The following is a 16,884-nucleotide window of genomic DNA, read 5'->3' as shown; positions in this document are numbered from 1 at the left end:
ATTTGCAAGCGAACGTTTGCACCGGAAATCAAACTGACCATCGCTATCTAAATTGCCACCCAAAGGTCCGCGTCTCGACCTAAATAAATTGCCTAGCTACAGGCTGGATGTACACACATCTAGCCACGACAGCCGCCGCATCCAAGCCCTTTCTCAAGTGGACCGGAGGCAAGCAGCGTCTCCTCTCCCAACTGCTTCCACTTCTTCCCGTTGGAAAGCATCGGCTTATCGAGCCATTCGTGGGTGCTGGCTCCATCTTCCTCGCCACCGGCTACGACTGCAGCGTCATCAACGACGCGAATCCAGACCTCGTGGCAACGTGGTCCGCGCTCCAGGCTCGTCCGCGTGAGTACATGGAGCGCGCGGCCGAACTCTTCGTGGATGAGAACCAATCTCCGGATGCCTACGCTTCAATCCGCGCACGCTTCAATGCAGAGGTCGACTCGTTTGAGCGCGCGGTTCTACTGCCCTATCTCAACCGATTTGGCTTCAACGGTCTCTTCCGGGTCAACGCGAAGGGTGCGTTCAACGTTCCATACGGGCAGCCCAAGGTCCTTCCGAATTTCCCATGGAACCAGATGGAAGCCGCTTCTCGAAAGCTCGAGCGCTGCTTGATTCTGAACGGCGGGTTTCGGGCTGCCATCGAGATGGCCGAGGAGGGGGACGTGGTGTATTGCGACCCGCCGTATGTAGATGACTCGGCGCCCAGTTTCACGCAGTACACCTCGGCACGCTTCGGTATCGACCAGCAGTATGAGCTGGTGCAAGCGTGCGAAGCCGCGGTGGAGCGCGGAGCGACAGTGCTCATCTCGAACCACGACACGGCAACCACGCGCGCGCTCTATGCCGGTTGGGACATCCGTGAGGTCAGAGTGCGGCGCAGTGTTTCAGCAGATGCCGGCGCACGAGGCATCGCCGGGGAACTCGTGGCTTGCCTTGGATAAGTGGCCCAATCTGACCTCTGACAGATCGGGCCACGAGCAAATGTGAGCTCTCTAGGCCTCGCAGGGTACGCGGGCAGTTGACCTGCCATCTTCAATTGACAAAGAGACCTTGCTGCCGGGGAATGCCTGTCGGGGGGAAATCCTGTTCACCGACGGCTTCGCGAAGAGCGCTGACCTCCATCAACCATTGCGCATGCTCAGGTGCACCGGGACTTGCCTTCTCGAACTCGCCTTCGAAGTCTTCTGCGACATCCTTAACGTCAACTGTGCCTTGGTTGGAGTCGACCATATGCCAAAGCGCCCGTACTGCTTCTACCTCTAGCAGTTTGAAGTTGTGGAACACGAGCGGAGCCAATGCAAAGAGGCGTGCGTGCTCGAGGCTCGTGATGTCACCTGCCACCAAAGTCCCGCTTGAGTCCCGGACCTCGTACAGAGTGCGGCCGTCGCCCTCGAATGCGCGGATATGCCAGTGCGATAGAAAAGGGACTGACTCGCCGATTGCGTGGCTCAGTTCGAAATGCGTGACGGCTGGCATGGATAGGTCCTTGTGATGCGCGTTGATCTGACCCACGACTTCATTTCCCGTGATCTAGGGTGTAGCGCCCGCCATTTATCCCTCCTTCAGACCTTTTAGAAGTGACCACGAAATCCAAGCCGCCTATCGCTGGGTGCCATGCCCGTTCTTGCTCGGCCCCCCCCGGCAGTGGCGATTGGCGTTTTATCCGAAGACGCTCTGCAGGAGCGTGCGTACGCTGTCTGCGGCTCCTGGCGCGCCCAAGCCGAGAGCCTCGTCGGCGATGAAGATGTGCGAGCGCTCTCCCGGCCATCCCTCATCTACATCGTCCAGTGCAACCCATCTAAGAGGTTGGCGGCGCATGGTGTCTTCCTGCACCTGAACGCCCCGCGGCTTTGCGATGAACTCAGCCTCGTCCATTTTGCTGTGATAGGTGGCGCCGATGACCCGGCTGCGCAGCTTGGGGGGAAGGCGCTTGGACGTCGTGTAGACACCATATCGGCGCACCCATGCCGTGCTGAGAACAATCTGGACATCTGGATGGGGCTCGAGCAATCGCTCCAGCAACGCGACATGTTCAAAGAGCTGGAATCCCGGCGGACCATCGTATGGACCTCTCTCCGGGTGCCACAGCACATTGTGGTGATGCAGTACTCCATCGTAGTCGAGGTAGAGGAGCAGTCCGCCATATCCGCGAGGCAAAACGGTCGCCGAGCGAGGCGAATGCGGAAGGTGGCTTGTGCTCGTCATGGGGTTCGATGGAAGAGGGGGCTAGCGTTTCGACATGAGCCTCATTATACTGTATGAACGTACAGCATCCATCGGCGGGAGACTGCCCTTCGTTTCACTCTCGAAAGCTCATCGTGCGCATCCTCTTCCTAGACTTCGATGGAGTCCTCCACTCAAGCCGCGCTGAGCTCGACGGCAAGTACTTCCGCTGGCTGCCAGCGCTGGTGAAGCTGTTGGCGAACTTCCCTGACGTGAAGATCGTTGTTCACAGCACATGGCGCTACGACCACACGGACAATGAGCTGCGCGAGCTTCTTGGCGAACTGGGCGAGCGCTTTGTCGGCAGTGCGCCGCGTGGGCCGCGTGAGCAAGTGATTCAAATGGTGCTGCAGGCGAACAAGGGGAAGTTCACTGACTACCTTGTGCTCGATGACGCGCCGCACGAGTTCCCTGAGGGGACGCTCAACACACTTTTCATCAACGGTATCCAGGGGCTTGGCTCTGTGTCGCAGCAACTGGACCTTTTGACTTGGCTGCTCAAGACAGCGCCACCAAAGGACAAGTGAGATGAGCGCTCGATTGCCGCAAACAGAGCGCGATCTCGAGGAAGTCGAATTGCCGGTTCACTTCGAGTGGCAGAGTCGCTTCGGGATGATCAAAATCGACATCGTTGATGGTGTCGCCTACGTCAACGGCGAGCGTGTTGAGCCGGCGTCGGCGCCGTTGCCTTCAAGTTCAAGCTCGGGCGAAGCATGAGTTGAAGCACGCGCATGCTTCGAATCATGATTGGCACTGGACTTCGCGCAAGTCACCTTCTGCCCATACGACGAATGTGTCGTGAGCGGAGTACAAATGCCTTTCAGCGCTTTCAAGAACGTGCCGGTTCATGATGCCTACGTTCTTTGGCTGGCAGTGGACCACCTCATTTATCGGTGACTCGAAGACGCCATAAAGGCCGACTCTGCGGCCTAAGGGAAAGAACACCTCGGTGTGTTCAAGGCCGTAACCGATGGGGCCGCTTCGCGCCCCTTTCCAGGTGAGCGCCACGGGATAATCGCAACAAATGAACTCAGGTCCGTCGTCTGGGGCAACGAGCACCGACCAGTGCCTGCTGCCCAGTAGCGGAAGAACCTTGTCAAATGTGTCGAACTCGATGCGCAGGTTTCCTTCTGGCGAGAACACAATGTCGTACTGTCCCTCTTCGATGAAGGCCTTGGCTCTCTCGTAAGAAACGTCAGGCAACTCCTCGCCTGCCTTTTTCGCCTTTTCCGCATGCCGCTCCCAGAGGCTTCTTTCAGAGACGAGCAGCTCACTGGTCCGTCGGATAACTTGCTCCCTCGAACGATTGAACGACTCTCGTAGTCGTGGGTTACGAACGGCTATCAAAGTGAGCAGGTTCACAATCAGATTCCAGTCCTTGTCGCGAGGATAGGATCGAGTTTCAATGACGCGCCTGATGGCTGCAATCGCTTGGCCCTCGAAGGGAGCTAGAGCGTTCTCTACTGCATCCGGAGATCGGCCCTCAATGTCGACTCTGTTGAAATCTCGCTGCGCAGCCACGTTGCCTGGAGAGGTACGAAACGCATGACCACTCTGCACGTCCAGCACGTGGAACTGACCATCCTTGGCGCCAGTGTCCGTGAATGCCGCAAGGTAGCCCTGCGGCACATAGTGATGTTTACGGGCAACTGATCTGGTGTCCACAAGCTGACTGCTGGAAGAGGGTCTATTCTGGTCGCGGGATTGGCGCGCATCTGCCGAAGATTGCAGTTGCCTTGAGTCATGAACAACAATGATGTTCTAAGAAGAGAGTGTTGGAGAAATTATGTCGTCTAGAGCGGGATCGCACGCAGGAAGAGGATTCAGGTACCAAGATGTAGTGGCAGCGCATCTAGCCGTGATGGGATTGGCGAATCGGTATCCGGGCGGAATGGTCTTTCCCGAAGGACGCGACGACCTGGAGCTTCGTGGACCGGAGTTTCGGACCCTCTGCCAGGTAAAGTCTCGCCGGGACCACATGGGGCAATTCAACGCAAGTGCCGTTGCTGGCTTCCTCAAGAAAATGTGGGACAACAAGGCCCGCCGGCCAGAGGACTGTTTCCTGTTGGTTCTTGAGAGTGGTGTTGATGAGCGCAGCAGTACACAAAGCAGCCGTCAAAACCTCAACAACTATCCAAAAGTCTTGGCTGCGCTCAAAGGCCGGCGTGGTCTGGCGGCCGACGTGGCGAGGACGGAGGTGTACGTGCTCCCCAGTCCACGCACAGATGCTTTGTTGGATGTGTCGGCAATTCAACAGTGCACCCTCCAAGAGGCCGATCTGTACTTTTCAGATCTGCTCGGCATAGTCGGAGCCGCGGCCGATGACAACGGGATGCGCGCACCTGAGGACTACCGTGGCCTTGCCGTGTCTGATGTCCAGCAACGCTTTGACTCTTTGCGGCCGTTGCTTTCCTCCGCATTGGTCGAAGAGGCTCTCACCACAGGTCTTTGCGTAGCTGTCGACTTCCTCACCGCGGATGAGGATCGACTGTTCTACATGGGGGTTGATGCGCAGGCTTCGCACGTCGCAGCCGGCTTGGTGGTCGAACGCCCCGAGTTGCGTGCTGCCGCCATGGACGGTCTGAACGACCGCAGGAATGTGCTTATTCATGGACCATCTGGCTCCGGAAAGTCCGCGATTCTTTGGGATGTCGCCTACTACAGCCGACATTCAGTTCGCTGGTTCCAAATCAGACAGCTGACGTTGGAAGACGTAGGTCGAATCGCAATGTTGGCTCGTTCCAGGCGAGCCTCCCTTGATGCTCCGATTGGCTTCATCATTGACGATGTCGGCCGCGGTTTTTCCGACGCGTGGACCGCTCTCGCCGAAGAGGTCCGTAGGACTCCGGGGCTCCTTTTACTCGGCTCTGTGCGAGAAGAGGATCGGTACCCGCTTGAGGATAGAGGCCAGGCGCATCACGTGCAGGTCGAAAGCGACGCAGGCTTGGCTGAACGAATCTGGAAAGAGCTTCGCGAGCGCGGACAGACAAGTTGGCAGGGATGGAGAGAGCCTTGGGTGATGTCAAACGGCCATCTCCTGGAGTACACCCACATACTGACCCAGGGCCGTCGACTTAGTGAGACATTGGACGAGCAAGTGTCTGCAAGACAGAACGACCGCAATCGCCACGACGAACTCGATGTCTTGCGCGTTGTTGCATGCGCAAACGCCACTGGATGCAGCGCGGAGGTCGTTCGTCTGCCGGAAGTTCTCGGGAAGTCGAGCTCGAATGTCTCCTTGGCGTTGACTAGACTCATCGACGAGCACATGGTTTTTGGAGCCGAGGAGGGGCAGGTGGTGGGCCTTCACGAGCTCAGGTCTGCTGAAATCCTGCGGCTGTCGCATCGCTTCCCTCCGCCGTTGATGTCTTCGACAGTCGCTGCCGCTGTATATGTCGTACCAGGGCGAGATCTCGGGCGATTTCTCGAGAGAACGTTGACGGCCTGCGCGTCCTACGATGAAGCGCTACTGGAGGCGGTATCCAGGCGAGTTATGGCGGAACCCAGTGCCATCATGTTTAGTCAAGTGGTGAAAGGACTGGACCTCGCTCAAGCGCACCGCATCGTGCGCGACTGGCTAGCGAGTCCCGAGGCTTCGGGCATCCCCCGGGCGCACCTGGGTTTGGCCGGAATTTTCGGAGTAAGTGGCGTCGACGCGCCTGTCTTAGGCGGGTCTAGTGAGTTCGCACCAGCTAGCCGACGCCTTACCGAGCTCCGAAATGCCAGTGCACTTAGCAGCCTTACGCAGAGGCTCATCGCCCTACTGGGGGTCGCCGGGATACGCAGCATTGCGGCAGCAGGGGGGACGGGCGAACTGACGCTGATGTTGGCATCACTAAATGACCAGGCCTTGCCTGATGACGTGGTGGAGATGCTCTCTCAGATTAACCCGCCTACGCGAGAATTGGCCTTTGGCGAAGTCGTGGAGCTGCTTGCAGCGGCTCACGCAGCGAGCCCGCTAATTGCCCGCAGGTGGGTAGATCGGGTGAGCCAGGATGAGTTGTTTGCAAGGTTCGCTGAGTCCGTTGCGTGGACGTCCGTGCCAACTTTGTCTCCTTGCGAAGAGGGAATCGAAGTTCGAGCCAACTTTTGGGCCGTTGTCTCGGAGCCCACCCAGGACGCCAACGACGCTGCTGTGCGTACGGTAGAGACCCTGCTTGCAATTGCGCCGGACGCCGACATCGGGGCGTGCGACGTTCTGGGAGCAGACGGCCGAGTTCAAATGATGAGCGCTGGTCGACCATCTGCCCAGAAGCGCATCCCGCGTCGCTTCTCCCCAGGGTCGGCAGCTGTCAGTAGCAATCGGAGATGGCTTCAGGCAGTGAGCTCTCACCTGTCGTCAGTCTCCAGGACCGCCTATTTGTCGCAATTCTTAGATCACATACGAGTGGTCAATCGCTGCCTGAAAATCTACTTGGATGCAGCACTCCGGGGGCGGGAAGAAGCAGGTGCGATCGCAACTCTGGGAAAGGTGCATGAAGCATCGCTGGAGACAGTGCCCCCTCCGGAGCTCAATGCTGACGGAACACTTTCGCAACGGTACTCAACGCTCCAATCTCTTCTGTTTGACTGTTCAGCAGAGCTTCTGCGCCGGTTTGCCGGACTGCCTGAGGAGAGTGCGTCATACATTGGCTGGGTAGGCTCCATCCTGGACAATGTGAAAAGCGCTGTGTCGGAAGAATCATGGGATCTGATTGGCACTCAGGCTCCCGGAGAATTAATGGAATGGACCCGCATTCTCGAAGGCATGCAAGCGCTGGCACGGGAGGCGTCAGTCCGTCAGCGGTCACCAATACGAACGCATACTCGCCACACCGCAAAGAAGGGTGCCTTGTTCGATGGGGCCTGCCGGGCGGCAGCGACCTTTAAGGAAGCCCGAGTTGCACAGGTCGAGTCCGCATTGCGATCTCAACTTTGCTCTGCGGAGAACGGTCGCAGCCTGTATCTCCTTGACAGTAAAGCCGACTCCCTTGCTTGGCCTCCCGCCGATGTCCTTTTGGTATTGCCTGCAGACGGCATTTCTGATTTGTCTGCGAGCTGGGCCGATTTTCGAGCAGCGCTTGGCGAGGGGCGCAGGATATGCATCCTGCCTGTTCTGGATGGATACGGGCTCACATTGTGGGCCGTGGCCGGGCATGAAGTTCCGTTTGCTGCACAAGTCGAGGCTCTGAAGTGGTGTGAAGTTGCGGGCGTAAGGGCGTTGCCGACCCCTACTGTCGATGCATTTACGGCAGTCACCAGGCCTTTGATTGAACTCAATGGCGTTGATGCCTACTGGAGCTTTCGGGGCCGTCGCATTGCACAGGAGCGCACCGCGTACGATCAGCTGCGGATTGAGGTCGACCACAAGAGAACCGACTTTGGAACTCTCCCGATTCAACCGGAGGTAATGGAGGATGCTGAACGGACCTTCGCGGCCATTCTGAATGGTGAGCTCAACATGGCCGCAGATGCAGCCCGTGTGCTTGCTGGGGAACGCAGCGAGGCTGTCATGCAGCTGGAGCAGCTCACAGCCACCATGATGGCGCAAGATGCTCTGCGCGTCGTGGTCGATTCTGATGAGAACGGAGAGCCAGCTCTATAGCAGTAGAGCCACACCATGCGCGGCGCTGAGCGTCGCATCGACGAGGATAGTGCCCGAGCTCATTTGCCGGGCTGCCACGGGCAGCGTTCCTTGGTGGAACCATCGCCACGCCGTTCTATACGAGATTCCGTTGAGCTTGGCCCAGTCTTTGAGTTTCATTGACGCCTACCGTTGAACATGTTTGTTCAATGTGTAGGCACCAGTTCTCAACCCCTGTGGTACACGAAGTGCCTCAGAGCTTCTGAGAGTCAAAGCACCGTACGAGTCGTCTTCATTGGAAGCGATTGGGTCGTGGACATGCGGCACCTGCTCACAGGTGACGACCTGGACGGCTACGTTATCGGGTGCCAGGTCGCGATGGACACAACTGGGCCGCACTACAACGCTGTTCGTGAGGTTGGCGAGGAGCGGTTTGAGGAAGCGAAAGGGCGGAGCTCCGGCTTTCTGTTGGAGGGGGCGCTGGTTTGTCTTTGCCGTCTGGGCGCCGCACGGCCTTAAGTCATCCCAAAACGCCAGGAGAAACCCGGTCCTTCAGGTCCGGGAGGAATGGCGTGAACTCTTTTCTCTGGAGAGGGCTAAACGCTGTGCCTAGACACAGGAATGCCCAAACGTTCCTGTCTTCCTTCGTCCGAAGCGTCGCACACCACGCGCGTGCTGCACCTGCGGCTCAAGGACAGGCATGCCCCCACGCTTTTGACGATGGCGGCTGACGTGAACTTCGTCTGGAACTACTGCAACGAGCTTTCGTTCAAGGTCTGGGAACGCGAACGCCGCTTCATGAGCGGCTTCGACTTCAGCCCGTACACCCGAGGCGCCTCCAAGGAGGGCCTGAGCATTGGATCGGCCGTGTTCCAGGAAGTCTCCGAGGAGTTCGCCAAGAAGCGCCGGGCCGCCAAGCGCGTAAAGCTGCGCTGGCGCGTCTCGCGCGGCACCAGGCGCAGCCTGGGCTGGATTCCATTCAAGGCCCGCTCGCTGAGCTACAAGGCCGGCCAGGTGTCCTTCCAGGGGATGAAGCTCTCCCTGTGGGACAGCTACGGCCTGGCCGACTACGAGCTCGGCGCGGGCAACCTCTGCGAAGACAGCCGCGGTCGCTGGTATCTCAACGTCTGCGTCAAGGTGAGGAAAGAAACACTCCTTCGCCCTGCAGCTGAGGTGAAGGTCGACGCCGTGGGCATCGACCTGGGGCTGAAGGATTTGCTAACCACCAGCGAGGGTGAGCTGGTCCCCGCCCAGCGCTTCTACCGCGACCTGGAGTCCCGGCTGGTGGTAGCGCAGCGCGCCGGCCGCAAGTGCCGCGTGAGAGCTATCCACGCCAAAATTTCGAACCGCAGGAAGGACCACCTGCACAAACTATCGACCGACCTGGTGCGCATGCACCAGGCGGTCTTCGTGGGCAACGTCAACGCCCAGGCGCTCACCCAGACCAGGATGGCCAAGTCCGTCCTGGACGCCGGGTGGAGCGCGTTTCGAACCATGCTGCAGTACAAGTGCGATGACGCAGGCGTGTGGTTCAAGGAGGTTGACGAGAAGTTCTCCACCCAGGAGTGCAGCGCCTGTGGCGCGCGCACCGGACCGAAGGGCCTGGCCGGCCTAAGCGAACGGAGTTGGGCGTGCGGCGCCTGCGGCGCGCACCACCACCGAGACGTGAACAGCGCGCTCGTGATTCGGGCGCGCGGGCTGGCCTGGTTGGAGAAGGAGTTTTCCACGGTGGGGGAGGCGAGAGCCGAGGAACCCGTCGTGAATGAGCATGGGCCTTCAGGCCTGTGCGCGGTCGGGCATGACCGTCCAGTTGTGGGAATCCCCGTCCTTTAGGGCGGGGAGGATGTCAAGCGGGTTGAGACGCTGATGCACGCTTGGGAAGGCTGTTGCTACACATCCTGACAGGCAGGCGATCTGCCTTCTTCTTAGGACCTCTACATGACACAAAACCCTCCTTCATCATTCGCAATCCCGTTCACGCGCCGCGTGAGTCGCGTAAAGCTGGTGGACTCCTGCAAGCTCGCACGCAAAGTGGTCGGCCCCAACACCCTTCCAAAGGGCCCGATTCTGGTCATCCCTATCGACTCCCCACCCATTGACCTGTCGGCTCACTTTGGCATCACTGCCATCGACGGCTGTGACATGCTCTTCTTCGATGTTCAGGCGGGAGGCAAGTACTTCTGCAACGTCGCAAGCGCCGGTGACCCGAAGGTAATTGCAGCCATGCGGTATTGGGGGGCGACTGGCGTGATGCCAGTGTGGTTGGAAACGACCGAAGGACCGTGTGGCCTGGTGCGCCACCAGTTTCAGCTCAACGAGATTTACAGGCAGGCCTTCGAAGACAGCGACCGCAAGGGCTACCTGACGGACCTGCAGACGCGATTCAACAAGATTCTTGAGCCTGGTGTTGTGGAAGCCGTGGTGGCTTCTCGGACTGGCCTCAACTTTTACGAGGTTCAGGTTGGCTTCCTGGCGACGGTGCATACGCAACCAGCGCTGGAGCATGTGCACTGAGGGCTCGGACTTGCCGGGAGTTCAGCAAGACTGATTGATTTAGAAGGCCGCGAAAGCGGCCTTCTCTTTTGTAGAGACATCGGACTTCTGTGTCGACGAATCCAAGTTGTTGGTCGGGGCCCGTGCGTATTCCTTCGTGATCGGCTAGTCCAGTACGACATGACTAGGTGCCTGCTTCAAAGCAGCACGGCAGACCGATCGTTTTGATCAAGCCCTGCCCATCCACTGCCAACTGGAGTTGACCCGGTTCGGTGGACGGTTTCCAGTTTGATTCTCAAACCGTCTGGGATGCTTTGTCTGCATGTTGTTGGTCATGCTCGCGGGCATTGAATCGGGACTGCTGGCTCCTTTCAAAGTTCAGGGGTGAGAGGTAGCCTAGGCCGCTGTGGCGGCGCCTGGGGTTGTACCAACCTTCAATCCAGGTGAAGACAGCCATGCGGGCCTGGGCCTTGGACTCGAAGCTGTGGCGCTCGATGAGTTCGACCTCAAGGCTGGCGAAGAAGCTCTCGGCCATCGCGTTGTCGTAGGCATCGCCCACCGTTCCCATGGAGGGGCGAACGCCCATCTGCCTGCATCGCTCGCCGAAGGCCAGGCTGGTGTACTGGCTGCCCTGGTCGCTGTGGTGGATGACGTCTTGCGGCTTGCGCTGGGTCAACGCCATGTTGAGTGCCGAGAGCACCAGGTCGGCCGTCATGCGCTCGCCCATGGACCAACCCACCACACGACGACTCCACACATCGATGACCACCGCCAGGTACAGGAACCCTGTCCAGGTGGGCACGTAGGTCATGTCGGCCACCCAGAGCTGATTGGGGCCGCTGGCCCTGAACTGACGCTTGACCAGGTCGTTGGCTGGCGAGTTGCGTTTGTCACGGCGCGTGGTCACCGTGAAGCCACGGCGGCGGCTGATGCCCCGGATGTGGGCCAAACGCATGAGACGCGCCACGCGCTGGCGGCTGATGCACACACCTTGCTCGATGAGCTCGGCCCTCACGCGCGGCATACCGTAGGACTCGTAGGAGTCCTTGTGAATCTGGCGTATCCGTTCGGTCATCACCGCGTTGGTGATGCTGCGCTGGGAGGGCGCGCGCTCCCGCCAGGCATAGAAGCCGCTGGCGGACACACCCAGGACGCGGCACATGGTGCGCACAGGGAAGTCGGCCTGGTTCGCCATCACGAGTCCGAAGACTTCGTTGAAGTCGCATCGCTGCGACCGGCAAACCAGGCCGTAGCCTTTGCCAGGATGTCGCGCTCCTGCTGAACCTGACGCAGTTGACGACGCAGCCGTACCAACTCCTCGCGCTCGGCGCTGGTCAAGCCCTCCTTGCCGGGCAACGGCTTGCCGCTGTCAATGGCGGCTTGGCCGACCCAGTTGGTGATGGACTGCGCGGTGACATTGAACTCGCGCGAGAGCTCCGTTGGTGAGCGACCCGCTCGAACGAGCTCGACCATTTGCTGACGGAACTCCGCCGGGTACGGCGGTCTGACTTTGGACATTTGCGACTCCTTGAACACAAAGAATGATGTGTCCACGGACTCGGGTCAACTCCACAACATCCTTCTCCTGAACATTGGCCGCAGCGCGCGAGGCAGCTAGACTTCGGTTATCGGCGGAAGCGGAAAGTCAGCCTAGACGCCAATTGATCCAATTTTGCAGCTACCTTAGTTTGAAAGCACTCGTATGTATCGTCAGCTTATTGCAGGTGTCCTTGCTTGCTGTCTGCACCTCAGCTTGCATGCGCAAGAGACACCTCAGGTTCATCTTCCGACTTCCGTGCTTGAAATGTCCCCTGAAGTGGGTGCAGAGTTTCATCGCATCCAAGGAAAGATAGAGGGTTCGGTTGATGATCCAAAGCAAGTGAACGAACTTCAAGAACGTTTTACTGTTTGGTTTGAGAACGCGGGTTCCCCGCAGCCAACGACCTTTGACGAGGCACAAAGAAATTTACTCAGCAAACTGCAGAAGGCAGTAGTTGAATTTGATGAGGCCAAAAAGTCTGGAAGTCTCGACGGATGGATGCTGGCCACTTCGCGACCTCAAATCGCCGGCGAAATTTCACCTACCACGCCTCCAGTCTCGGAAAGCACCGCCTCGACGACCTCAGTACCCGCTTCGACATCTCTCATCTCTACCGAGCCGGTCAATCCTAAAACTGAGTCCGTTTCCGCAGTGAAGCAGTCCTCCTCGACCAACTCGAAACTTATTGAGGCCATTGCATTGTTAGTCTTTCCCCTTGTTGGGATCGCTGCGTTCTGGCTTTATCCAAAGTATTTTCAAGCGAACTCAGCCAAGTACCACCAAAGTTGGTGGCAAAGACTCAAGTTGAGATTTGGGTTCGCATTCTCGTCGATGCTCGGATACTGGCTCCTTCTCTTCGCGTTGGCAGCGATCTTTGGCAGCTGAAATATCGCTTCGCACCGAGGTGCGCGACGCGTCGTCTGCAACGTGTAATCGCCGCACGCACTTGCCGTCACGCAACGAATGCAGACTTCGAGGAGCCGCTGTTGATAATGAACACTGGACTCCGTGATCAGGAGACCAGAACAACTGCTCAGCCACCGCTGGTATACACAGTCCGAAGCGTGTTGCAGACGATCTGGCCTGCTTGCGTCGTAAAACCGCTCCGTCGCTTGCATGCGACCCACCACTTCAACAACTGAACATCTCACTCATGGCAACTGCAAAGAAGGCATCCGCAAAGACTGCAACCAAGAAGGTCGCTGCAAAGAAAGTACTGACGAAGGCGGCTGTTGAGAAGCCTGCTCCGGCTGCGACCCCTCCCCTCAAGCCCATCAAGACGATCTTCAACAAAACGTCCCTGCTGGCTCACGTTGCCCAGGCGTCTGGCCAAGAGCCCAAAGTGGTGAAAGCCGTCCTTGCAGCTCTCGAGTCCACGCTGTTGGCGTCTATCAATAAGAAAGGCGCCGGCGAATTCACGTGGCCCAGCGTCGTGAAGGTCACTGCCCTTCAGGTGCCTGCCAAGAAGGCGCGCAAAGGCATTGATCCGTTCACCAAGGTGGAGCGCATGTTTGCTGCCAAGCCAGCCTCGGTCAAAGTCAAAGCACGCTTCTTCAAGAAGGTGAAGGACGCCGCGCTTTGATGGTTCAACCTTAGGGAGTTTGGTTCCCACGCGAACAGTGCAAAGGAAGGGCCGCAATTGCGGCCCTTTTTCATGTTCAAAACGGCTCGTACAGGGCAGCATCCTGCTCGACCAACTGTCACTGCCAGGCGGTTGGTGATCCTCAGAAGCGCTACTGCTCGAGTACGGCCCTTGCTTCACGTTTGCCCATCTGCATCACCGCGAAGATGCGCTCGAGCTGTGCGGCGCGCGGGGTGACCTGGCCGCTTTCCCACTTGTAGACAGAGAGTGACGACGAGTCGACTAACTTGGCCATCTGTCCCTGGGTGATTCCAAAGGAGGCGCGCTTGGCGGCGAATGCCTCCGCGTTGAAGATGCGTTTTCGGCCAGGGCGACTTTTTGCGGTGTTCTCTTTGTTGTCCCCTGAAGGTGAGGCCGCCGGCCTGGACAGGCCCTTCGCTAGAGCTTTATGTGCGGATAGCAGCCCTTTCACCTGTCGTTTCAGTCCCGCGATCTCGGACCGGTGAGCAGTCACGGCCTTGCGCAAAGCCGTGAGTTCTCCCTTCTGCTCCTTCTTCGCGAGGCGAGACATCTCCTTCTTGAGGGATTCGGCAAAAGTAGTCATTCGAGTTCCTTCGTTTTCTATACACGTAGTATAGGTTTCGATTTGGCAGAGCACTGAACCCGAAGACTTTACACAAGCCGCTTCAAATAGATGAGGAACCTATCCGCGTCTAGTCAAGATCAAAGAATTCATTGGCCGTGGTGATGTCGGCATCGTTCTTCGTAGGGAGGTGACTGAACTTGGGGGGCAAGTCGTCGCCGGCGATCGTGAAGCTGCACGACGCCGACTGGCACTTCGCGTGTTTTTTTGTGTAGATCCCGTGTTTCCCACGCACTGTCTCGCGGAAGACCTCGAGTTCGTCACCGCACTCGGCGCAGAGCCCCACGGGATGCGATTGCGCATGCCTCGGGCAGCAACTTCCACAGCCCTTGCAGACATAGCGGCCTTCATTACATCGCTGCTTCATGTCGCGCGAATCAATGATGTGGTAGCACCCAAATCCGACGCAATGACTAATGTAGTGGCCGATGTCGAACTCTTCGCAGTCTTGACTGTTGCAGTGAAACACAGTGAGCCGATAGGCCGCAGCCATCTCCTTGACCTCGATAGCTCCCCTTACCAGTTCCTTGTATTGAGTCCGAGCGTACTTCATGTTTGGCAGCAGTAGTTCGCCGCAAGCGCGGCAGTGCAACACTGGCAAGATTTCCCGTAAACGGTTGAAGTAGCTGGCCAGCTTGATCGGAAAATCTTTGGCCTGTGGCCGTTCGCTTGCCATGTAGGTGATGCCGTAGTGATTCAACCAATCGTATATGTTGAAGTCTAGGAAGTGGTGGGCAGGGGTCGGCAGAATCTTGGGGGATGAACATATCCTGCCTCGGCACAGGAAGAGGTTTTTCTTGGGCCAATGAACTGCCTCGCAGGACAGCTTGGGGCCCATCGTCGTGCACGAAGGAAAGAGGGACTGAAATTGCGCTTTCCGATGTTCAAGTGGCAGGACCTTTGACGTCAGGGCCTCCCAAAGGCGCTGCATGAACGTGCTGTACACCACTTGATGATCATTCCCGGCGACAACAAGCCTCAGTAGGTGGTTGAGGATGAAGGTCTCGACGTTGCGGTGCAGGCGGGCCGACGCGTTGTAGATGTCGATGAAGTCAGTATTCTTCTCAAAAAGACTCTTCTTGAAACGCAGATTGTCCACAATGTCGCGGAGTATCAGGTTGGAAGGTAGACCGTCAGGCGCGACCAGACTCGCATCGAAGCTGGTTCGCAAGTAGCCCGGGAAAGTCGCAGTGCCGCGGACAATCACCGAACTCAAATAGCGGTAGATATTCTTCACCCACGCCGGCTCAAGCTGGTCGGTGGTTGTGAAGACTCCTCTCGTGAGCAGATATGTAAGGAGAGACAACGGAAGGACTGTCAGGTGATCTGAGCATTTGTCTCGTGCTACCTGAGGTTCTAAACTACCTAGGTAGGTTGCGATCTCGGCCTCGAAATGGCTCGCCACCGGGTGCGATAGGCTTTCCCATGGAGCAGCGTCAGTGATGCGTAGGCCGGCAGCGTCCATCAGAACAACGTAGTTCTTCGCTGCATCTATGCCGGTGGCCACAAGGCGGAAGATCGAGGGGGTTTGGGGTTGCTGCGACGCTTCGAGCACTTGGCGCAAGTCCGAAAATCCGCTGTTGGCTAGGCTTCGCCGCAGCTTCTCCTCTATCGCCTTGTGGAGCTCTGAGGAGGCCGGCTCGACCGCATTCAGGGGCGGCGTGCACAGTGCTGAATACAATTCCGGCGCACGCATTTCGCAGGTGTCCAGGCTTTCCGCTTGGCGGGCGCTGGACTTTCCATCTCGTTCTTCTTCCAGATACGTAACCAACTGGCCCTCCGCAGGCTGAGACTTTCCCCGCCACTCGCCCGTGTGCAAGAAAACGCTCTTGCCGCTGAGATCTTCAATGAATCCGAAGCGATTCTCCCGGCCAGTCTTGTTGTTTATGCCACCAAACCATTTGACGGTACCGTAACCGCGCAACAGCCCGGCCTGCCGAAACGCCACTTCGGATCTCATTTGATTTCTCCTGGTCATCTTGTCTACTGAGCAGTCTAAGACATCAGTACATTGGGTCGCGCGTACGACTACGTGCAGCCTCCCCGCGGACAGCAGTCAGAGGCGTCTTCAGTCGGTCTTAACCTGCTGAGCAACGGGTGGCCTGCTTGGGGAAGATGGTGCGGCGTCAGGAGTTAGCGCATGCATCGAAGATTTGCCTCGAGTTCTCCCTCACAGCTTGGCGAGCTTGACGCTCGGAGGGCAAGCTCACGCAGTCGCACGAGCGCACGCAGTAAATACACCGTCACCGCAGCGCGCGGGCGAAACCTGTGTGCGCTGGTGACGCAACTTGGATTGCACATGGCGCTGCGCCAGAAAATGAAATGCCTCCACATGGGAAGCATTTCGGAATATCGCGAGGGCCTCTTTCGAGGGAGCGGCCGCCTGAAGGCAACCTCATTCCGCCGCTTCTTTCACGAGCCTTGCGACTCGCCGTTTAGCTGGCCCATGGCCCGAAGACGTCCGGCAGCCAACGTGATCGCTTTTTATGCTGGCCCGCGCCAGCATTTCTCGAGGCCTACCAAGTACCTGATGGCTCGGTACGCATTCGCGTTTCATAGCCTCGCAAAGGCGGCAGCGGGATCATTGAGGCAGGCGGCTTGTCGCTTTCCCTGATCCGGTTTCGCGCCTGTCACGCTTCAAAATTTCGGGTGTGAGAGTGGCCAGGAAATGCCGACAAGGTTGAGTAGTTGCGCTCCTTCGTGGTGTTGCAAGGCCTCAGGAGTCGCTTTTGCCACTGCAATTTATCTAGGACCAGATGCTGTGTTATTCAGTACAAACCCGCGACTTCGCAAGCGAGCTGGCAAAATCGGATTCTGAAAAGGGCGCCTCCTTGCCA

The 16,884-nt window shown here is 58.1% G+C and carries 14 protein-coding genes; 8 read left to right on the top strand and 6 right to left on the bottom strand.

Annotation, left to right across the window (positions count from 1 at the left end; translation table 11 throughout):
* Positions 1-107 precede the first annotated feature (107 nt).
* Positions 108-944, top strand: a complete 837-nt coding sequence (locus F9K07_RS21125) for a DNA adenine methylase (RefSeq protein WP_159595292.1) — start codon at positions 108-110, stop codon at positions 942-944.
* Positions 945-1,035: 91 nt separating this feature from the next.
* Here F9K07_RS21125 and F9K07_RS21120 read toward each other — a convergent pair whose 3' ends face one another.
* Entirely contained in the window at positions 1,036-1,479 is a 444-nt protein-coding gene (locus F9K07_RS21120) for a hypothetical protein (RefSeq protein ID WP_159595291.1), read from the bottom strand.
* 183 nt (positions 1,480-1,662) lie between these two features.
* Complete coding sequence (locus F9K07_RS21115; RefSeq protein ID WP_159595290.1) at positions 1,663-2,208, bottom strand: HAD domain-containing protein; 546 nt, start codon at positions 2,206-2,208, stop codon at positions 1,663-1,665.
* Between the two features lie 113 nt (positions 2,209-2,321).
* Here F9K07_RS21115 and F9K07_RS21110 point away from each other — a divergent pair, with 113 nt between their 5' ends.
* Together F9K07_RS21110 and F9K07_RS21105 are read left to right on the top strand one after the other, a co-directional pair.
* Positions 2,322-2,753, top strand: a complete 432-nt coding sequence (locus tag F9K07_RS21110; protein ID WP_159595289.1) for an HAD domain-containing protein — start codon at positions 2,322-2,324, stop codon at positions 2,751-2,753.
* 1 nt (position 2,754) lies between these two features.
* Positions 2,755-2,943 carry a hypothetical protein gene (locus F9K07_RS21105; protein ID WP_159595288.1) on the top strand — a complete coding sequence of 63 codons (189 nt, stop codon included), beginning with the start codon at positions 2,755-2,757 and terminating at the stop codon, positions 2,941-2,943.
* A 24-nt stretch (positions 2,944-2,967) separates the two neighbouring features.
* Here the strand turns inward: F9K07_RS21105 and F9K07_RS21100 are convergent, their stop codons facing one another.
* A complete protein-coding gene (locus F9K07_RS21100) occupies positions 2,968-3,891 on the bottom strand; it encodes a DUF4238 domain-containing protein (protein ID WP_159595287.1) in 924 nt (307 codons plus the stop codon).
* A 313-nt stretch (positions 3,892-4,204) separates the two neighbouring features.
* On the opposite strand from F9K07_RS21100, the gene F9K07_RS21095 reads away from it, so the two are divergent.
* The 3 genes from F9K07_RS21095 to F9K07_RS21085 all read left to right on the top strand — a co-directional run bounded on the left by F9K07_RS21095 (position 4,205) and on the right by F9K07_RS21085 (position 10,303).
* Positions 4,205-7,810, top strand: coding sequence for a hypothetical protein (locus tag F9K07_RS21095; protein ID WP_159595286.1), 3,606 nt, complete (start codon positions 4,205-4,207; stop codon positions 7,808-7,810).
* A 600-nt stretch (positions 7,811-8,410) separates the two neighbouring features.
* Complete coding sequence (locus F9K07_RS21090; protein ID WP_201451460.1) at positions 8,411-9,622, top strand: RNA-guided endonuclease InsQ/TnpB family protein; 1,212 nt, start codon at positions 8,411-8,413, stop codon at positions 9,620-9,622.
* Positions 9,623-9,727: 105 nt separating this feature from the next.
* Positions 9,728-10,303, top strand: coding sequence for a hypothetical protein (locus F9K07_RS21085; RefSeq protein WP_159595285.1), 576 nt, complete (start codon positions 9,728-9,730; stop codon positions 10,301-10,303).
* A 274-nt stretch (positions 10,304-10,577) separates the two neighbouring features.
* Here the strand turns inward: F9K07_RS21085 and F9K07_RS21080 are convergent.
* Positions 10,578-11,800 (bottom strand): IS3 family transposase gene (locus F9K07_RS21080; protein WP_159591368.1). Its coding sequence is split into 2 segments (ribosomal slippage): positions 10,578-11,533 and positions 11,533-11,800, totalling 1,224 coding nucleotides; the frame shifts between segments, so codons are not numbered across the junction.
* 184 nt (positions 11,801-11,984) lie between these two features.
* On the opposite strand from F9K07_RS21080, the gene F9K07_RS21075 reads away from it, so the two are divergent.
* Positions 11,985-12,707, top strand: coding sequence for a hypothetical protein (locus F9K07_RS21075; protein WP_159595284.1), 723 nt, complete (start codon positions 11,985-11,987; stop codon positions 12,705-12,707).
* Between the two features lie 268 nt (positions 12,708-12,975).
* The gene (locus F9K07_RS21070; protein ID WP_159595283.1) at positions 12,976-13,404 is read left to right on the top strand and encodes an HU family DNA-binding protein; all 429 of its coding nucleotides are present in this window, start codon (positions 12,976-12,978) and stop codon (positions 13,402-13,404) included.
* A gap of 151 nt (positions 13,405-13,555) precedes the next feature.
* Here the strand turns inward: F9K07_RS21070 and F9K07_RS21065 are convergent, their stop codons facing one another.
* Complete coding sequence (locus tag F9K07_RS21065; RefSeq protein ID WP_236581411.1) at positions 13,556-14,008, bottom strand: helix-turn-helix domain-containing protein; 453 nt, start codon at positions 14,006-14,008, stop codon at positions 13,556-13,558.
* Positions 14,009-14,117: 109 nt separating this feature from the next.
* A complete protein-coding gene (locus tag F9K07_RS21060) occupies positions 14,118-16,007 on the bottom strand; it encodes a cold-shock protein (RefSeq protein ID WP_159595282.1) in 1,890 nt (629 codons plus the stop codon).
* Between the last annotated feature and the right edge of the window lie 877 nt (positions 16,008-16,884).

The sequence above is a fragment of the Hydrogenophaga sp. BPS33 genome (genome assembly GCF_009859475.1).
Taxonomy (GTDB): Bacteria; Pseudomonadota; Gammaproteobacteria; order Burkholderiales; family Burkholderiaceae_C; genus Hydrogenophaga.
Note: the sequence above shows the minus strand (reverse complement) of the source record. Positions and strands in the feature narration are given on the sequence as shown.